The sequence below is a fragment of the Paenibacillus pasadenensis genome, from assembly GCF_002864175.1.
In the GTDB taxonomy this organism is placed as follows: Bacteria; Bacillota; Bacilli; order Paenibacillales; family Paenibacillaceae; genus Paenibacillus_O; species Paenibacillus_O pasadenensis.
In genome coordinates this window covers 2,718,345-2,736,052 of the sequence record NZ_NFEZ01000004.1, presented here as the reverse complement: position 1 = coordinate 2,736,052, position 17,708 = coordinate 2,718,345, and the positions used below count along the sequence as shown (strand labels likewise).

General features: G+C 66.1%; 14 protein-coding genes. 1 reads left to right on the top strand and 13 read right to left on the bottom strand.

Translation table 11 applies throughout. The annotated features are described in order from the left end of the window. Positions 1–14: 14 nt before the first annotated feature. The 6 genes from B8V81_RS21315 to B8V81_RS21290 form a co-directional block, all read right to left on the bottom strand. A complete protein-coding gene (locus B8V81_RS21315; RefSeq protein ID WP_101809141.1) occupies positions 15–719 on the bottom strand; it encodes an ABC transporter ATP-binding protein in 705 nt (234 codons plus the stop codon). After that, positions 700–1,500, bottom strand: a complete 801-nt coding sequence (locus B8V81_RS21310) for an ABC transporter ATP-binding protein (RefSeq protein WP_052332992.1) — start codon at positions 1,498–1,500, stop codon at positions 700–702. The genes B8V81_RS21315 and B8V81_RS21310 overlap by 20 nt, the downstream gene beginning before the upstream one ends. 84 nt (positions 1,501–1,584) lie before the next feature. Continuing rightward, complete coding sequence (locus B8V81_RS21305) at positions 1,585–2,835, bottom strand: substrate-binding domain-containing protein (RefSeq protein ID WP_101809474.1); 1,251 nt, start codon at positions 2,833–2,835, stop codon at positions 1,585–1,587. Between the two features lie 89 nt (positions 2,836–2,924). Then, complete coding sequence (locus B8V81_RS21300; protein WP_028597725.1) at positions 2,925–6,242, bottom strand: winged helix-turn-helix domain-containing protein; 3,318 nt, start codon at positions 6,240–6,242, stop codon at positions 2,925–2,927. Positions 6,243–6,368: 126 nt separating this feature from the next. Further along, a complete protein-coding gene (locus B8V81_RS21295; protein ID WP_043110957.1) occupies positions 6,369–8,015 on the bottom strand; it encodes an AMP-binding protein in 1,647 nt (548 codons plus the stop codon). A 185-nt stretch (positions 8,016–8,200) separates the two neighbouring features. Further along, positions 8,201–8,932 (bottom strand): class I SAM-dependent methyltransferase, encoded by a 732-nt coding sequence (locus B8V81_RS21290; protein ID WP_101809140.1) that lies wholly within the window; start codon positions 8,930–8,932, stop codon positions 8,201–8,203. Positions 8,933–9,151: 219 nt separating this feature from the next. Here B8V81_RS21290 and B8V81_RS21285 point away from each other — a divergent pair, with 219 nt between their 5' ends. Beyond that, positions 9,152–9,961 carry a LysM peptidoglycan-binding domain-containing protein gene (locus B8V81_RS21285; RefSeq protein ID WP_028597723.1) on the top strand — a complete coding sequence of 270 codons (810 nt, stop codon included), beginning with the start codon at positions 9,152–9,154 and terminating at the stop codon, positions 9,959–9,961. Positions 9,962–10,068: 107 nt separating this feature from the next. Here the strand turns inward: B8V81_RS21285 and B8V81_RS21280 are convergent, their stop codons facing one another. The 7 genes from B8V81_RS21280 to aceA form a co-directional block, all read right to left on the bottom strand. Then, positions 10,069–11,208 (bottom strand): toxic anion resistance protein, encoded by a 1,140-nt coding sequence (locus B8V81_RS21280; RefSeq protein ID WP_028597722.1) that lies wholly within the window; start codon positions 11,206–11,208, stop codon positions 10,069–10,071. Between the two features lie 42 nt (positions 11,209–11,250). Further along, the gene (locus B8V81_RS21275; RefSeq protein ID WP_028597721.1) at positions 11,251–12,936 is read right to left on the bottom strand and encodes a VWA domain-containing protein; all 1,686 of its coding nucleotides are present in this window, start codon (positions 12,934–12,936) and stop codon (positions 11,251–11,253) included. Positions 12,937–12,948: 12 nt separating this feature from the next. After that, a complete protein-coding gene (locus B8V81_RS21270) occupies positions 12,949–13,677 on the bottom strand; it encodes a hypothetical protein (protein ID WP_028597720.1) in 729 nt (242 codons plus the stop codon). A 231-nt stretch (positions 13,678–13,908) separates the two neighbouring features. After that, positions 13,909–14,109: a hypothetical protein gene (locus B8V81_RS21265; protein WP_043110956.1), complete on the bottom strand. Its 201-nt coding sequence runs from the start codon at positions 14,107–14,109 to the stop codon at positions 13,909–13,911. Between the two features lie 279 nt (positions 14,110–14,388). Next, on the bottom strand, positions 14,389–14,571 hold the full coding sequence (locus B8V81_RS21260; RefSeq protein WP_028597719.1) for a hypothetical protein: 183 nt from the start codon (positions 14,569–14,571) through the stop codon (positions 14,389–14,391). Positions 14,572–14,589: 18 nt separating this feature from the next. Further along, entirely contained in the window at positions 14,590–16,197 is a 1,608-nt protein-coding gene (aceB, locus tag B8V81_RS21255) for a malate synthase A (protein ID WP_028597718.1), read from the bottom strand. Continuing rightward, entirely contained in the window at positions 16,194–17,510 is a 1,317-nt protein-coding gene (aceA, locus tag B8V81_RS21250) for an isocitrate lyase (protein WP_043110955.1), read from the bottom strand. The genes aceB and aceA overlap by 4 nt, the downstream gene beginning before the upstream one ends. Between the last annotated feature and the right edge of the window lie 198 nt (positions 17,511–17,708).

The following is a 17,708-nucleotide window of genomic DNA, read 5'->3' as shown; positions in this document are numbered from 1 at the left end:
CTCCTCTCCCGTCTTCATGCGATTCCCAGATATTTGCGGCGCAGCTCGTGATCCTCGTTCAAGGCCGCCATCGAGCCGCCGCTGACGATCCGGCCCTCGTCCATCAAATAGAAGGCGTCGCCGATCGCTTGCGCCATCATGAAGTTCTGCTCGACCAGCAGCACCGTCGTGCGCTCGCGCATGAGGCGCAGCGCTTCGACCAGCTTTCGCACCATGATCGGCGCGAGTCCTTTGCTCGGCTCGTCGATCAGCAGCAGCTCGCTGTTGCCGACATAGGCGCGGGCGATGGCGAGCATCTGCTTCTGGCCGCCGCTCAGCAGGCCGCTCTTGCGCTCCCGGAACGCCGCGAGATCGGGGAACAGCTCCAGCATCCACGAAAGCCGCTCCCGGGCGGCGGGATCTCCGCGCTTCATGGCGATGCGCAGCGTCTCGTCGACGGTCAGGTCGGCAAAAATGCCTTGATCCTCCGGCACGTAGCCGATGCCGCGCCGCGCGATCTGATAGGCGGGCAGCTTCTCCACCGGCTCGCCCTTGAACAGGATCTGTCCGCCGCTGGCGGCATTCAGCCCCATGATCGTGCGCAGGGTCGTCGTCTTGCCGGCGCCGTTGCGCCCGAGCAGCACCGTCACCTCCCCCGCCTGGATGTCCATCGTGACGCCCTGGAGAATATGGTATTGGCTGATGTGGGTCTCGACGGATTCAAGCTTCAGCAGCGTCATCGTACCATCCTCCCAAATAAGCGGATTGGACCGTCTCGTTGCCCATGATCGCGGCCGGCGTGCCGTGAGCGAGCAGCTCGCCCTGGTACAGCACGGCGATCTCGTCGGACAGGTCGAGCACCATCTCCATCTTGTGCTCGATCAGCACGATCGTGCGGCTGCCCTGGCGCTTCACGTCGCGGATCACCTCGAGAATCGCCGGCACCTCCTCCAGCGAAATCCCGGCGGTCGGCTCGTCCAGCAGCAGCAGGTCAGAGTCGAGCGCGAGCAGCATCGCGATCTCCAGCTTCCGCTTTTCGCCGTGGGCGAGCTGGATCGCCGGGGAATTCCGCTTGCCGGTGAGCCGCATGAGCTCCAGCAGGCTTTCCGCCTCGGCCTCGAACTTGCGGTGGCGACGCAGGGAGGAGAAGAAGTCGTAGCGCACGCCGGCGCGGGATTGGACCGCGAGGCGGATATTTTCCAGCACGCTCAGCCGCGGAAAGACATGGGTGAGCTGGAAGGAGCGGCCGATGCCCCGTCGAGTCCGTTCATAGGAAGGCAGGCCGGTGATGTCCATGCCTTTGTAGGTAATCCGCCCCGATGTCGGCTTCAGCTGGCCGCTCAGCAGGTTGAACAGCGTCGTCTTGCCGGCTCCGTTCGGCCCGATGATGGACAGGAACGAACGGTCGGTGACGGCGAGGCTGACCTCACGGACGGCCGCATGGCCTCCGAACGCGACCGTCAGCCGGTCGGTTTCCAGGATCGGCGGCGCAGCGGATCTTGCCGCCTTGGCGCTATTCATAGCGATTCAGCTCCTTTCGTCTCTCGCGAAGCTTGCTCTGGATGGAAATCGGCAGGGCACCGGGGCGCCCTGCCGATGGCAGCATTACCGCTGGTTGCGGATCGCCGGCGCCGTCTCGTCCGGAGCCAGCTCGCGCATGAGGACCGGCACGGGATAATCGACGCCGTCCTGCTTCTCCAGCTTGATCGCGTAGAGCGTCTGAAGCGCCTGATGGTCTTCCTTGCGGAACGTCATCTTGCCCTTCGGCGTCTCGAAGGACATGCCCTCCATCGCGGACGACACCTGGTCGCCGTCGCCGACGTCGCCGCCGAGCTTCTTGATCGCCTCGACGATCGAGATGGCCGCCGACATGCCGCCCGGCGTGAACAGATCCGGCACCTCGCCGCCGAACCGCTTCTTATGCTCGTCGACCAGCCACTTGTTGACGTCGTTGTCCGGCAGCGTGTGGTAGTACACCGAGAAGCCTTCCATGCCGACGAGATCGTTCATCGTCTTGAGCGCGGCGATGTCGGGCGCTCCGGTCGAGATCTTGATGCCCTGGTCCTGCACCTTCATGTCCTGCAGCTGCTTCCACGGCGAGTTGGCGCCGGCCCAGACGATGAACAGATAGTCGGGCTTCGCCTGCACGATCTTCTGGATGCTCGCGGTAAAATCGGTCGCCGCGGCATCCGCGTACTGCTCCTCGACGATCTCGGACCCCAGCTTCACGGCCGCTTCCTTGAACGCGGCGATGCCGTCCCTGCCGAATGCGCTGTCCGGAGCGAACGTAGCGATCTTGACGCCTTTGCCCGCGATCGCGGCGGCCCCGGCGATCGCGTCCTGCGAGGAGTTGCGCGCCGTGCGGAACACGTATTTGTTCCACTGTTCGCCGGTGATGCTGTCCGCGACGGCCGGTTCCACGACCATCACCTTCTTGGCCTCCTCGACGAGCGGCAGCACGGCGAGCGTGTCGCCGGAGCTCGAGGAGCCGACCAGGAAATCGACCTTGTCGGTTTCCAGCAGCTTGGTCGCCTTCTTTACGGCCACGTCGGGCTTCGTCTCCGTATCCTCGAAAATGAACTCGATCTTGCGGCCGTCCACTTCTCTCGTACCGTCCGTCGCGTAGTCGATGCCGAGCTCGAAGCCACGGGTCGTCTGCTTGCCGTAGCTTTCCAGCGCGCCGGTCAGCGACGCCAGCACGCCGATCTTGATGACGCCGCCCGAAGCGCCTTCCGCTCCATCTTTTCCTTCGGCCTGCGAGCCGCCGTCGGAGCAGGCCGCCGACAGCAGCAGCACGGCCGCCATGACGGCCGCGCCGCTGATTCTGGCCAATCGCGAGCCTTTCTTCTTCCTCATCGTCATCGTGAATTCCCCCTTGAACGGCTTCCTTCCCGTTCAGCATACGGGCGACGGGTTGCAATCCGGTTGCAGCGCTGGAGCCGCTCTCACGCGCTCTCTTCGCTGCAGCGCTCCATCAGCTCGCGCAGGGCGGCCGTAGGCGCGACGCCGAGCTCCTCCTCCAGCGCCTCCTCGGCGCGGCGGTACCATTTGGCCGCCTGCTGGCGGCTGCCGAGCAGCAGATGGCATTCCATCAGCATCCGATAGGCCTCTTCCCAGCAGCGGTCCTTGGCCAGCATCGCCTCCGCCCACCCGATCGACTTGTCGTAGGCTCCGCGCGCCGCGCAGATTCGGCTGAGCCGCTGAGCGCCGCGCAGGAAGAGCACCTGCAGCCGCTCGCGCTCCTCGATGCACCAGTCGTCATAGCGCCGCTCGGGAAGATAATCGCCTTGGTACAGCTGAAGCGCCTGCTCCAGCCATCGCTCCGCCTCGTCCCTGCGCTCCGCCTCGAGCCCTTTGCGCACGCCCTCCTCGAATTGAGCCGCGTCGAGCGTCCAGCTCGCTTGGGGATGAAGCCGGTACAGCGGACCTTCGCGAATGACGAAATACGGCTCGCCCCGCAGCCGGCGCTGCGGCTCCAGCGCCGCATGCAAGGCGTTCAGCGCGACCTTGAAGTCGCGGTTGGCCGCTTTTTCGTCCGCATGGGGAAAAAGCTGCAGCAGCAGTTCCTCCTTGCTCGTCGCCGAGCGGCGCTTCGTCACGAGCAGCTGGAACAGCTCCTTGGCCTTGCCGCGCTGCCAGTCCTTGTCCTGCAAGTACGTGCTGCCCAGCCGCAGCCTGAACGTGCCGAGCGTCTCGATATGCAGCGTGTAGCCGGGGTGATAGGTCAGCTTGTCCATGCCGAGCTCCGCCAGCAGCGCCGCCGCATGGGCGCCGCCGATGCCCAGCCGCTCCGCCTCAAGCAGCAGCGGCACGAGCTGCTGCGGATCGGCCGGCCCGAGCAGCGTGCGCGCGGTGAACAGGAAGCTGTAGCCGCCTTGCGCGACGCGGTGCAGGAAGCGCTCCATCGCGGCGGCGAAGCGGCCGTCCTGCTGCTGCCGATAGGCGGCAAAGGCGAGCCACATCTCGCCGAGAGCGAGGCCGAACTCGTCCCCGCAGGCTTCGAAGCGAGCCTTCGCCTCCTCGAACCGCTCCTCCGCTTCCGGCCAGCTGCCGTTTTCATAGAGCACGATCGCCATGCTGAGCCGGATGAGCGAGGCCAGCCAGCCGTCGTCGGCCCGCTCCGTATCCTGCAGCGCGGCTTCTCCGTAGCGCATGGCGGCGCCGACGGCGCGGCCGCGGCCGTGCAGCAGGCATAGGCCCATGTTCGGCTCCGCCGTCCCGCGCGGCATGTCGAGGCGGGTCATGATGTCGAGCGCCGCATGGTAGCATTCCGCCGGCACCTTGGCCTCGTATGCGCCGGAGAGCTGCGCCGCATGCCCCATGCGGATCCATCCGCATGCCTCGACAAAAGGCGCCTTCAGCCGGATGCCGCGCATCATGCCGGACTCCGCCGCCGACTTGGCCGCCGCCGCTTCGCCGCAGAGGCTGTGGATCAGCGACTGGAGCAGCTCGATCTCCCGATGCGAGCGGGACAGCGTGCGGCCGACCTGCCGCATGCCGCGGTACGGCGCGCCCGTCTGGGATTCTTGGAGCTGCGCGCTTTCCAGCAGCAGCGCCGCCTCCTTGAGCCTGCCCGTGCGCAGCGCCAGCCTCGCCTCCAGCAGCAGGTCGCGCCGCTCGGGATCGAGCTGCAGCGAGCGCGCGGCCCAATCGCGCGCCTCCTTGCCGTGGCCGCGGTTGAGCTTGTTCTCCGCCATGAGCCCGTACAGCCGGGCCAGATGCTTGCGGCCGAAGCCCGGCTCGCGGGCGCCTGCCGGCTCCTCGCCGGCTGAGGCGGCCGGCTCCGCGGACGCCGATCCCGCCTCGGCAAGCGCGATCGCCCGCAGCAGCGGCGGCTCGGCGAGTCCCGGCTGGATCGTATCCAGATAGAACATCGCCTGCCCTTCGAGCGCAAGGCTATGGACGAGCGCATCGCCCCGCTCCCGCGCATGCCGCTCCGCCAGGCTGTAGCTGGCCATCGCCTCCTCATAGGCGCAGCGGTAGCGGAGGACGTCGCCCTGCAGCACATAGAGATGAGGCGTTGAAGCTTTCCATAGCTCCGGCAGCGGCTGCAGGCAGCTCAGCACGGCCTCCAGATGCCCGCCGGCGACGAGCTGCGCTCCGCCTGCTGCGAGCAGCGCGGCCATCGTCTCGGGATCGTCCAGCTCCGACGCATGCTGCAGCGCCAGCTCCATCCGCCCCTTGGCCGCCGTCTCCTGCACGGCCCGTCGCAGCAGCAGCTCCCTGCGTCCGCCCTGGAGCCGCAGCCGCTCCTGCAGGAACTGGCGGAACAGCGCATGATAGCGGAACTGATGCTCGTCGATCGGCGTGAGGAAGCCGCTTTGCGACAACGCCGCGAGCTGCGCGCGCGAGCCCTCGCGTCCGCAAACGGCGTCGCACCACTCGCCGGTCAGCTCGTCGAACAGGCTCGTCTCGAGCATGAACGCCTGCATCGCCGGCGGCTGCTTCTCGAACAGCTCCGCCGCCAGGAAGGCGAAAAGCTCCTCCAGCGACTGGCGCGGCTGCAGCAGCAGGCTCTCCATCGACTCGCCGGTAGCGGCAAGCCGCTGCCAGACGAGCTGGATCGCGATGATCCAGCCCTCCGTGAAGGCGAGCAGCCGCTCGGCCTGCTCGCGACCAAGCGGCTGCCGGTAATAATCCGAGAACAGCACCTCGATGTCCTCCGCCGAAAAGGCCAGGTCGTCCCGAGACAGCTCGAGCACTTCGCCGCGCACCCTCATGGACGTGAGCCCTTCCCACTCGGGCTTGACGCGGGAAGAGACGACGAGGCGCAGGCTCGGACAATCGGGCAGGTACGAGACGACATATTGCATCCATGCGTCGATCCACTCGTTCTGCCCGACGGACTGGTAGTCGTCCAGGCAGAGGAGCAGCGGCTCGGACAGCAGCAGGCATTCGTTCAGGAAAAGGTCGGCCAGCAGCTGCACGTCGTCCGGCGAAGCCGGCTGCAGCCGCTCCAGCTCCGCCAGCAGCGATTCGCCGAAGCCGGGCGCGGCCATGCGGATCGAGGCGATGATATGATGCAGAAAAGGAAGAAGGTCATGATCCTGCGCGGAAATGCCGTACCAGGCATAGCGGCAGCCGCATTGCCGGACATAGGCGGCGAGGGCGGTCGTCTTGCCGAAGCCGGGGCCGGAGGCGAGGAGCGTGAGCGGAGTGCGGGGAATGGAGCGGAGCCGCTTCATCAGCTTCGGGCGCTGCAGCCAGTGGCTTTTGGCAGGAGGCGCCATGAGCTTCATTTTCAGGATGCGGAACGTTTTCATGCGCAACCTCTCTTTTCCTTGATTTCCAGCTCATTGTATCATAGCGCCCGACCGCCTGACAGCGTTTACATAAAGCGGCGCCTCCGCCACCCCACGGCAGCTCCGACGTCGCCCCTCGTGAGCCGGTCAGCCCGCCTCAGGCGGCCCGAACAGAGGGACGAGCGTCTTTTTGTCCAGCTTGCCGACCGCCGTCTTCGGCAGCTCCTCCAGCAGCACGATCCGCTTCGGGACCTTGTAGCCGGCGATGGAATCGGCGCAGAACAGCTGCAGGCTCCGCTCGCTCGGGCGGCAGCCCGGCTTCGGCACGACCGCCGCCGCCACGGCCTCGCCCCATTTCGGATGGGGAATGCCGACCACGGCCGCGGAGCCGACCTCGGGGTGGCGCTCCAGCAGCTGCTCCACCTCCAGCGGGTAGACGTTCTCGCCGCCGGTGATGATCATGTCCCTTTTGCGTCCGACGATGTAACAATAGCCGTCGCGGTCGGCCCTTGCCAGATCGCCGGTATGGAACCAGCCGTCCTGCAGCGCCTCCGCCGTCGCGCTCTCGTTGCCCCAATAGGAGTGGAAAAGATGCCGGCCCCGCAGCAGCAGCTCTCCGACCTCGCCGGCAGCCGCGTCACGGCCGTCCGCAGCGGCGAGGCGCATGTCGGTGAACAGCATCGGCAGCCCGACCGAGCCCGGCTTGCGCCTCGCTTCGGCTGCCGAGATGAAGAAATTGTTGGGTCCGGACTCCGTCGCGCCGTAGCCCTCCTTGAACGGCAAGCCTCTGGAGGCGAACGCCTCGTAGATGCGGAGCGGGCATGGCGCTCCGCCGGACAGGAAGGCGCTCATGCGGCTGAAGTCCGCCGAAGCGAATCGCGGACACTCGACGAGCAGATGGTACATCGTCGGCACCATGAGCACGATCGTGCAGCCTTCCCGCTCCAGCAGGTCGATCATGCGCTCCGGGTGAAACGCCTCGACGCAGATGACCTTGCCGCCGGCCATCAGCACCGGCAGCGTCAGCGCATTGAGGCCGCCCGTATGGAACATCGGCAGCACCGTCGGCGTAATGTCGCGTTCGGTCAGCTGCCAGCTGGCGACCGTATTGAGCGCGTTCCAGTAAAGGGAGCGGGCGGTGAGCACGACGCCCTTCGGCTGGCCGGTCGTGCCTCCGGTGTAGATGATCAGCCACGGACGGTCGCTGTCGTCCTGGCGCTCTCCCCGGCTCGCGGCGGCGGCCGCCTCGGCGGCATCGTCGCCGCTGCCGGCAGGAGAAGCGGCCGCCGGAGAGGGGGCTGGCGAGCCGAATGATTGCGGCGATGTCTCCGCTGCAGCCTCCTCCTCCGCCTCGTCGAGCCTCGACAGCGGCAGCCAGCAAGGACCGGCGCCGTCGCAGCCGTCGGCCCTTGCGGCGCTGCCGATGCTTCCGACGTTTCCAGCGCTGCCGCTCCACGGGCCGCTTCCTCCCTCCTGATGCCAGATCAGCTTTGGCGCGCAGTCGCCGACGATCTGCCTCAGCTCCCGCTCATGCAGCCGCCGATTGAGCGGCACGAGCACCGCTCCCGTCAGCCGGCAAGCGAACAGCAGGATCAGCATCCGGACGTCGTTCGGGCACAGGACGGCGATCCGGTCGCCGCTGGCGATGCCGAGCCGGACGAGCAGCGCGGCCGCAGCCTTCGACCTCGCTTCCAGCTCGCGGTACGTCAACCGGCAGCCTCCGCTTTCATCCATGACGGCGATCCTTCCCGCCGAGATTCGGCATCTGCGCTCGAACCATCCCTCTGAAATCATCGTTCTCTCCCCCTCAATCTCGATGAACCGCTCCTTTCAGTTAACCTGAGCGAGGTTGCAGAGGGGTTGCAGGCTGCGGGCGGCATGGGAAAAAGCCGGTTCGCTGGAACCGGCTCAGGAGTTTCAAGGCTAGGAGTGTCAGGGCCAGGAGTTTCAAGGCGATAGGGATGGACGGCCCTCCTTCGTCACGGCCTCGGCATTCCCCGTTTCCGCGCGGCAAAAACGACATTGCGGGCCTTGAACTCCGTCGGCCCGTCGTACTTGTCCTCCTCGATCTTGACGTCATGCCCGGAGCGCAGCAGCACGTCCCAGCCCTCGTAGGCTTGCTCCAGCAAGGAGCGGGCACGGTTCTCCGACAGCCTGAGCTCGATCTGCGGCGGCAGCTCCTCTCCCGTCTCCAGCGCCGTCTCGCGCAGATTCGTATTCATCGACAGCCCGTGGATGCCGCCCGGCCGGGTCGCGTCCTGAAGCTTGCGGATGACGCGCAGCAGCGCCTCCTCGGACGATACATGCTCGAGGCAGCCGCAGGCGAGAACATAGTCATACGCCTCTGCCTCGAAGGCCTCCTGCTCGACATCGGCCCGGATCGCCCGCACCTGATCCGCTACGCCGAACTTGGCGGCGTTTTCCTGCAGCTTGTCGACGGCTGCCTCCAGCAGATCGGTGCCGACGATGCGGCCGTCTCCCGCTTCCTGCAGCCTGCGGGCGATCGGGATGGCGTTGCGGCCCGGCCCGCTGCCGAGATCGAGCACGACCGGGCTCGGATTGTCGGCCAGCAGCTCCTCGAGCAGCTCCATCGCAAACGGAAGCGGCTCGGCCATCCAGCTGCCCGGCTTCAAAATGTCCTGCTCTTCATAGAGCTTCGCGTGATAGTCCTTCTCCGCCTCTCTCGCCTGCTCGAATTCCGATGCTCCCATGAACAGCTCCTCCTTCGCGGTCTTGCCGCCTCTCTTCCTCGATCTAACTCTATCTCTTCATACCCGCCTTTGAAGCTCCGCCAATCGACCGATTTCGTCTTCCAGCCGATCTGTCGGATCTAGTCCGAAGGACCTGATTTTCGCCAATCTTCTCTACGAAGCTTCCAATCTGGGGTAAACTGGTTCTATCTGATCGCAATCGCCTGCAAGGAGGTCCCTATGCCATCCGACATGCCTGAAACCGGCTTCCGCTCCCGCTCGGAGCGCAAAAAAAAGAAAAACACGACCGTCATCAACGGCGTGCTGGCGGCCGCCGGGCTAGCCATCGTGCTGACCGCCCTCTTTTTCGTCATGTATCCGTTCGACAAAGACAACAAGGAGCTCGCCTCGGGCGTTCCCTCCGCCTCCCCGTCGCCGTCGCCGGCCAGCTCGGCAGAGCCGGCCTCGCCTTCGCCGGAAGCATCGGCTTCGCCGCTGCCGTCTCCTGCTCCAAGCGAGGAGCCCAGCGCTTCAGCCGGGCCGTCCGAGCCGTCTCCTTCCACGGCGCCGGATGCGGAGCCGACGGACAAGCCCGAGGCGTCTGCCGCTCCGGCGAAGCCGTCGCCGAAGCCGAAGCCTTCCTCCTCCGGCACCTACACCGTCAAGGAAGGCGATACGCTGACGTCGATCTCGGTCGCGCATTACGGCTCCAAGGACTACGTCTCGCTGATCGCGGAGAAGAACGGGATCGTCTTCGTCAACGACATGAAGCCGGGGGACAAGCTGACGCTGCCTCCGGCGTCGTCCAAGCCTGCTGCCGGCGGCAAGAAAGGCTCCGCGCCGAGCGGAACGAAGGAGATCGACTACTCCAAGGTCAAGCTCCCTGCGACGTACCTCGTCCTTCCCGGCGATACGTTCTACCGCATCTCGGTCCGCTTCTACGGCACCGGCAAGCATGCCGAGCTCATCGCCAAGAAAAATGGCCTGGAAGCCGAAGCCGGCCTGAAGGCGGGAGACTCGATCGTCGTCCCGGCCAAGCCTGCCGACTAGGCGCTCCTGACGAAGCGTCTCGTCTCATCCGCAGCCCAAAAAGGAACCACGCCGCCAGCGGCATGGTTCCTTTTTGTCGTTTAAGCCGATTCAAGCCTAAGGCGATTCTATAATCCCAGCTGATGGCCGCGCTCGAGGCGGCTGATCTGCTGCTCGCCCGTATCGGCCAGCTCGCGGAACTCCTCGATCGTGCCGCGCAGCTTCGGCAGCGCGTCCTGCTTGTAGGCGCTGATGGAGTCGAGCGCCGACAGCACGTCCGCGAACGCCTGCTTGAGCGTCTCCACCGAGACGCTCGATTCCAGCGCCTGCTTATGGATCTCCGCTCCCTGCGTGTTCAGCAGGCGCGACGTGCCGGCGATCAGATTGTTCGTCGTCTGGTTGAGCACCTCGATCTTTTTGAGCACGATCTTCTGATGGTACAGCGCGCCGGCGACCATGACCGCGATCTTCAGCGCGGAGACGGTGACGTTCTGCGCCCGATCGACGCCGCGCATCAGCTCCTTGTTGTTGCGCCGGACGACCTCGATCGCCATGATGCCCTGCTGGTTGACGACGAGCATCTGCTGCAGGTCCATCACCCGCTGCCGCATCGGGAAGAGCACCTCCTCCGAGATGAAGCGGATTTTGTCCGGGTCCTCGTTGCGGGCTTTCGCCGCCTCGATCTGCTTCTCGATCGATTCGTCCATGAGCAGGCCGAGCTGAATCTCCTTCTGCAGCCGCTTCGTCAGGTCGCGCAGCGCCGCCTGCTCGATCTCGAGCGTCGTATTGTCGTTCTTGAGCGTCGTTTTGCCCTTGCTCAGCGACTCCACGATATCGGCGATGACCGCATCGGCTTTCTCGAAGCGGAGGAAGTACGCGCGCAGCGGATTGAACAGCTTGCCGAGCAGGCCGGTCTTGGCGAAGTCGACCGCGCTCGGATCGAGATCCTTGAGCTGCGTATGCAGCTCCGCCAGCCCTTTCGCCACCGGCCCGCCCTCGTCGCCGGCTTTGGAGAGGCTGCCGACCGTCACCTGCAGCAGAGCGTTTTTGCCCGACGACGTCTTCATCGTCGCCATGCCGAACTGCTCGATCGTCTGCAGGATCTCCTTGCGCTTCTCGAACGAGTCCAGATCCAGCTCCATGATCGCCGAGACGTTCGACTCGGCCTGCGCCTGCAGCTGCTTCACTTCCTCCGGCACCGGCTTCACTTCCTGCTCGATGGCCGTCTTGATCGCTTCGGGACTCGGGACTTCCAGGGAAAATGCCATGCGTTCATCCTCCTCCAGGGGTATCGGCGCCGCGCGCCGCGATTACATCTGCACGTTGAACAGGTTTCCGATCTTGTACACGACATCGTCGGTATCGGCGTTGATGCTCGCCGCCTCGTTGATGCCGGAAATGCTCTCGAGCGCCTTGATGTTGGCGTTGTAGCCGATCGTATAGATCGGAATCTGATACGCTTCGATCAGATCGCGGATGTCCTTGAGCGAGCTGCCCTTGTTCGTCTCGCCGTCGCTCAGCACGAAGATGAGCGGCCGCGCGTTCGGATCGGTCTGCTTGTAGTCCTCCAGCAGCTTGATCGCCGCCAGGATGCCGTCAAACGTCGCCGTGCCGCCGCTCGCCTGCAGGCTGTCGACCGCGCCGACGAACATCGACTGCTGGTTCGTATCGTACTTGGCGATCGGCAGCCGGATGCTGACGCGGTCGGAATACGAGACGAGCCCGATGCTGTTGTCCTTGCCGAGATACTTCTGGCCTTTGACAAGCGACTCCTTCAGCCGGTTGAGCGGCTCGCCCGCCATGCTGCCGGAGACGTCGGTGACGAACACGGCCGCGATCGGCTTCGCTTCGTTCTTCTTCTCCTTCCACAGCTTCTGCGCGGAGGCCAGCAGCGCACCGTCGACGGCGGGCAGCTCCGGCTGGTAGCTGTCCAGCCCGTTGAAGCCTTTGTCGGACGCCGCCTTCTGCTGCTGGGCGCCGAGGGCGAACTCGGCGAACTTGCGGGCGATCTCCAGCTTCTCCGGGCCGATGTCGCCGAGCGCGTAGAGCGGGCTGTCGTGGCGGACGCCGAACGGCGTGAACACGTAGCCGCTTTTGAAGTCGTCCGCATTGACGAACGTCTGGTATTCCAGCACGAACGCGTCCAGCCGGCCCGACTTGGCCGCCTCCCGCATCTGGATCGTCGTCGAGGCAGTGAACGGCACGTTCGCCTGGAACTTCTGGAACCCTTGGACGGCCGTCTCGCTGAGCAGGTCGGAGCTGTCGAACGTATAGAGCGCGGTCAGCAGGAAGTTCAAGCCCGTCGAGCTGGCGAAAGGATCGGTATAGCCCATCGACAGCTTGTTCTCGGCGATCGCGTCGGTGACGGTCTTGACGTTGACCGCGCCGTAGTCGCCGACGATCTCGTCGTACTTGGCCTTGGCCATGACGATGCCGGGCACGTTGCCCGCCAGCCGCTTGGCGACCAGCTCCGTCTTGACGCCGCTGGCCTTGACCATCTCGCCCCACAGCTCGTTGGACGGCGTGAAGGCGTCCGGCACATGCTTGCCGCTGCGGATATAGTCGGCCGCCGTGCCGGAGGCGATGTTGCGGATCTGCACCGACGCCGGCTTGCCGCCGGCCTGGATGCCGGCCTTGTTGAACGCCTCGCCGACCTCCGTCAGCCAGCCATCGACGCCGCTGCCCGATTTCTCCGTGGAGGAAAAGATCTCCAGGAACGTATCGGTCGTCGGCTCCACGGCGATCGGGAACTTCGAGATGTCCGGCAGCGAGGCCGCGACATCGACCGGATCGAGGTCGATCTGGCCCTTGACCGGCGGCTCGGTCGTCACGCCGAGCTTGCCGTACAGCTTGGCAAGCTTCGAGGCGGCGCCCTCGGCGCTCACCTGCTGATCGGTCTTGCCGAGATTGGAGGTGAACTGGATGCCATAGTAGACAAGCGCGAAGACGGCGAGGATGAGGACGATGGATACGAATGCAAAACGGCCTTTTCTCATGGCGGACGCCCCCTATGCGTAGTATTTGGTCGAGCGGATCAAGGCGTCCAGCTCCTGCATGCCCGGCAGCTCGTCGATCGTGCCGGGGTGCTGCTGGTCGAGGCGGGTCAGCTCGAGGAGCAGCTGGTTCAGCTTGAGCAGAATTTCTTCGTTGTGGCCAAGCGTCGCTTTCAGAAACTCATGCTGCTCGCGGATCAGCTCGAGCCGGCGCTGCTGCAGGTCGCGGGAGAGCGAGCGGCTGCCGGACTTCAGCTCCGCCTCCGTCTGCTCGTAGAGGGCGAGCCGGCTGAGCACCGCTCGCAGGTTGCGGCGGAACAGCTCCTCCACTTCCAGGATGACGCCGCTGAACTTGCGGTAGCTCAGCTCCTCGGGCTCGAAGCGCTGCGCGAGCAGCCGATGGAGCGACTGCTTGCGCTTCTCCATCCGGTCCAGCTGCTCCAGCGCCAGCTCCAGCTCGGCCGCGACCGTGCGGACGCGGCGGAACGCGCCAAGCGCGGCGGCGTAATGCTCGACCGTCTCGAGCTTGGCGGGAGCGGCAGGCGCAGGCGGACGTTGAAGCAAGGCATAGGCGCCGTATAGAAGCGCGAGTCCGCTGGCGGCCAGAACGGCCGCTCCGAGGGCGGAGGAGAAGGCGGAGCCTCCGAAGCGGACGTTCATCAAGCCGGGAGAAAAGACCGCGACGTTGGCGGCGGCCACGCCGAGGGTGAGGGCGAATGCCCGGGCGAGCTTGGTTGCGGCCAATGGTTCGACCTCCTGCCTGCAAGGAATTAGGATCGTTTACTACTAAGCGATAAGGTTTCTTTTCCTACGGCGCATCCAGCAGAATGGTTGCAAAGGAATCGAATTCCTTTACAAGCTCCGTCTCCCAAAACGGATGCTTGGCGCCAATTCATGAAAATTATACCATAGCTCCGTCTGCCTGGATGCAGAAAAGTCCCGTCCGCATAGGGCGGACGGGACTTGCGGACGAGCTCAATCGGCGATCACGATGATCAGGGCGGCCACGCTGGCGACGGCAGTGACGATATAAAGCAAGGAGAGCCGCGCCCAGCGGCCGCCGTGCTTGCGGTCGTAGTCCGGATCGGCCTGCCGGTTCTCGCGGGAGAAGCCGACGGCAAGCGTAGCGCCGATCGCGGTCAGGATGACCAGAGCGACTAGAATGTAAGGCAGCATGGAATTCCCCCTCGTGGAAGCGTTTCTATGCCCTCAGTATAGCAGATCGAGACGCCGGAAAGACCCCCTGGCTGTGAAGGCTTCGCGAACAAAGCCGCTTGCCGGCAGGCCGGTCCGACCGGCTGCAAAAACCGGCTTCGGTTGGCCGGCTCGACCGGCCGCAAAAGCCGGTTTTCTTCAGGCCGGCGCGGGCGGCCGCCAAGACCGGCTTGCGGTTGGCCAGAGCGACCAGCCCGGCCGCAAGCCGAAAAAAAGCCGCCCTTAGGGGCGGCTGCGGCTTCAGCGGCTGTAGTAATACTGCTTGATGTAATAGTGGGAGTCGCTCAGCCCCGTCTGCTTGCGGCAGTCGGGACAGATGAGCTCGCCGCGGGCGGGAGCGTTGCTCTCGCAGGAGAAGCACAGCTCCGGCGCCTCCGCAGAGGAAGCGCCTGGGTCGGCTTGGCGGATCGGGTCGGTCGTCATCGTGGATCGTCTCCTTTGTCAGTCGGATTGGTCCTGCAGATGCGGGTAGGCTCTCGTCGTCAAAAATTCAGGCAGCGTCTGCTCCAGCGTCATCTCGCGGAACAGGTCGGCCGCCAGCCGCAGCGACTCGAGCCGTCGCGGCGGCTCAAGCCCGGCCTCGAGCGGCTCCAGCTCCTCGGCCAGCCACCGCTCCAGCAGCTCCGGGGCGAGCCGCCTGCCGTCCGCCAGCTTCGCCTCCGGCAGATGAAGCCATTGCCACAGCTGAGCGCGGGAAATCTCGGCCGTCGCGGCATCCTCCATCAGGCCGCGGATCGGCACGGCTCCGATCCCGTCCAGCCAGGCGGCGACATACTGGACGCCGACCGACAGGTTGGCGCGCACGCCCTCCTCCGTGATCGGGCCTGCCGGAGCCTGCAGCAGCTCGGCCGCCGTCACGTCGCCGCCACCCGGCATCGCGCCGAGCTGGTTCGGCCCCGGCATAAACGCGTCGAATACGTCCCGCGCCACCGTCACGAGCGCCGGATGCGCCACCCAGGTGCCGTCGTGTCCGAGCCGCGCCTCGCGCTGCTTGTCGCGGCGGACCCGCTCCAGCGCCAGCTCGTTGGCCTTTGCGTCGTGCTTGACGGGGATGAACGCCGACATCCCCCCGATGCAGTGCGCGCCGCGCTTATGGCAGGTGCGGATCGCCAGCCGCGCGTAGGCGTCCATGAACGGCGACTCCATCGTCACCAGGCTGCGGTCCGGCAGGATCGCGTCCGGGTGGCGGCGCAGCTTTTTGATATACGAGAAGATATAGTCCCAGCGGCCGCAGTTGAGGCCGTCGACATGCTCTCTCAGCGCATGCAGGATCTCCTCCATCTCGAACGCCGCCGGCAGCGTCTCGATCAGCACCGTCGCCCGGAAGAAGCCGCGCGGCAGGCCGAGCCGCTCCTCCGCATGGACGAAGGCATGCGCCCAAAGCGCCGCTTCCTCCATGCTCTCCAGCTTGGGCAGGTACAGGTAGGCGCCTTCTCCTCTCTGCCGCAGCGCAGGCGCGTTATGCCAGGCGAACAGGCCGAAGTCGAACAGGCTCGCCGAGATCGGCCGGCTGCCGAGCCGCGCATGCTTCTCCTCCATATGCCAGCCGCGCGGCCGCATTTTCAGCACGGCCGGACGCTCCGCCAGCTCCAGCCGCCTGCCGTCCGGCGTCTCGTGGCACAGCGTGCGCGCCAGCGCGTCCCGGATGTTGCGCTGGCCGCCGACGACGTTGCGCCAGGTCGGGGCGTTCGCGTCCTCCAGGTCGCACATGAATACGCTGGCGCCGGAGTTGAGCGCATACAGGACCATCTTGCGGTCGCCCGCCGGGCCGGCGATCTCTACGCGCCGGTCCTGCAGCGCCGGAGGCGGCGGAGAGATCCTCCACGAGCCGGAGCGGATCGGCGCCGTATCGGCGCGAAAATCCGGCTTCGCCCCGCGGTCGAACGCCTCCTGCTTGCGCGCCCGCTCCTCGAGCAGCGCGCGGCGCCGGTCTCCGAACCGCTGCTCCAGCTCGCCGACAAAAGCAAGCGCTTCGGCCGTCAGCATCGCCTGCAGCTCCGGCTTCAGCGGCGGGGCGGCCAGCTGCAGCCGGTTGTCGATCTCCCTCATGCTCCCGCCTCCTCGCTGGCTGCCGCCGCGAACTGCGCCGCCTCGGTCGATCCGGCGAGGGCGGCGGTGCTCGCCGTCCCGCCGCTCACGACGCCCATCACCTCGTCGAAATAGCCGGTGCCGACCTCCCGCTGATGGCGCGTCGCCTCGTAGCCCGCCGGCTCGGCGGCGAATTCGGCCTGCTGCAGCTCGGAGTAGGCGGCCATGCCGCGCTCCCGGTAGTCTCTCGCCAGCGTGAACATGCTGTAATTGAGCGCATGGAAGCCCGCGAGCGTGACGAACTGGAACTTGTAGCCGAGCCGTCCGAGCTCCTGCTGGAAGCGCGCGATTTCCTCGTCGCTCAGCTTCTTCTTCCAGTTGAAGGACGGCGAGCAGTTGTAGGCGAGCGGCTTGCCGGGATGCATCTCGTGGATCGCTTCCGCAAAGCGGCGCGCCTCCTCCAGATCCGGCTCCGACGTCTCGCACCAGACGAGGTCGGCATACGGCGCGTAGGCGAGGCCGCGCGCGATCGCCTGCTCGATGCCCGGCCGCACTTCATGGAATCCTTCCGGCGTGCGGACGCCGGTGCGGAACGGATCGTCGGCCGGATCCGCGTCGCTCGTCAAGAGCCGGGCGGCGTGGGCGTCGGTGCGGGCGATCAGCACCGTGTCGACGCCGAGCACGTCGGCCGCCAGCCGGGCGGAGACGAGATGGCGCACCGCCTGCTGCGTCGGCAGCAGCACCTTGCCGCCGAGATGGCCGCATTTCTTTTCCGAGGAGAGCTGATCCTCCAGATGCACGCCCGACGCGCCGGCCTCGATCATCGCCTTCATCAGCTCGAACACGTTCAGCGCGCCGCCGAAGCCGGCCTCGGCGTCGGCGACGATCGGCAGCAGGAAGTCGATGTCGTCGCGGCCTTCGGCATGCTGGATCTGATCCGCCCGCTGCAGCGCTTGATTGATCCGCTTCACGACGCTCGGCACGCTGTTGGACGGGTACAGGCTCTGATCGGGGTACATCTGTCCGGACAGATTGGCGTCGGCGGCGACCTGCCAGCCGCTCAGGTAGATCGCCTTGAGCCCCGCCTTCGCCTGCTGCACCGCCTGGTTGCCGGTCAAGGCGCCGAGCGCCGGCACATACGGCTCGCTCTGCAGCAGCTCCCACAGCCGGGCGGCGCCGCGCGCGGCCAGCGTATGCTCGACGAGCACGGAGCCGCGCAGCTTCAGCACGTCGTCGGGGCCGTATGGCCGTTGCACTCCCCGATAGCGGGGCGAGCTCCAGCGCTCCAGCAGCCGCTCCCTCTCCTGCTCGATCGTTCGGCTCGGTCCGCTCATGTCCACGCGCCTCCTTCCTCCAGCTCCAGCACGCCGGAGCCCTCGCAGCGCGGGCAGCGCTCGTACGCGCCTTCGGCTGCCTCCTCCGGGCGTCGCCACGCAGATCCTCGCGCCTCAGATTCCTGCGCCTCAGGACCTCGCAGCCGAGGACCTCGCGCCCCTGAGGCGTCCCAGCCTCCTTCGAGCAGCTGGAATTCC

Bases quoted from the DNA above. Each gene is read 5' to 3' on its own strand.
- B8V81_RS21315 (WP_101809141.1), bottom strand. From the start codon at position 719: ATGACGCTGCTGAAGCTTGAATCCGTCGAGACCCACATCAGCCAATAC.
- B8V81_RS21305 (WP_101809474.1), bottom strand. From the start codon at position 2,835: ATGAGGAAGAAGAAAGGCTCGCGATTGGCCAGAATCAGCGGCGCGGCC.
- B8V81_RS21290 (WP_101809140.1), bottom strand. From the start codon at position 8,932: ATGGGAGCATCGGAATTCGAGCAGGCGAGAGAGGCGGAGAAGGACTAT.
- aceB (WP_028597718.1), bottom strand. From the start codon at position 16,197: ATGAGGGAGATCGACAACCGGCTGCAGCTGGCCGCCCCGCCGCTGAAG.
- aceA (WP_043110955.1), bottom strand. From the start codon at position 17,510: ATGAGCGGACCGAGCCGAACGATCGAGCAGGAGAGGGAGCGGCTGCTG.
- B8V81_RS21295 (WP_043110957.1), bottom strand. From the start codon at position 8,015: ATGATTTCAGAGGGATGGTTCGAGCGCAGATGCCGAATCTCGGCGGGA.
- B8V81_RS21300 (WP_028597725.1), bottom strand. From the start codon at position 6,242: ATGAAAACGTTCCGCATCCTGAAAATGAAGCTCATGGCGCCTCCTGCC.
- B8V81_RS21310 (WP_052332992.1), bottom strand. From the start codon at position 1,500: ATGAATAGCGCCAAGGCGGCAAGATCCGCTGCGCCGCCGATCCTGGAA.
- B8V81_RS21275 (WP_028597721.1), bottom strand. From the start codon at position 12,936: ATGAGAAAAGGCCGTTTTGCATTCGTATCCATCGTCCTCATCCTCGCC.
- B8V81_RS21280 (WP_028597722.1), bottom strand. From the start codon at position 11,208: ATGGCATTTTCCCTGGAAGTCCCGAGTCCCGAAGCGATCAAGACGGCC.
- B8V81_RS21265 (WP_043110956.1), bottom strand. From the start codon at position 14,109: ATGCTGCCTTACATTCTAGTCGCTCTGGTCATCCTGACCGCGATCGGC.
- B8V81_RS21260 (WP_028597719.1), bottom strand. From the start codon at position 14,571: ATGACGACCGACCCGATCCGCCAAGCCGACCCAGGCGCTTCCTCTGCG.
- B8V81_RS21285 (WP_028597723.1), top strand. From the start codon at position 9,152: ATGCCATCCGACATGCCTGAAACCGGCTTCCGCTCCCGCTCGGAGCGC.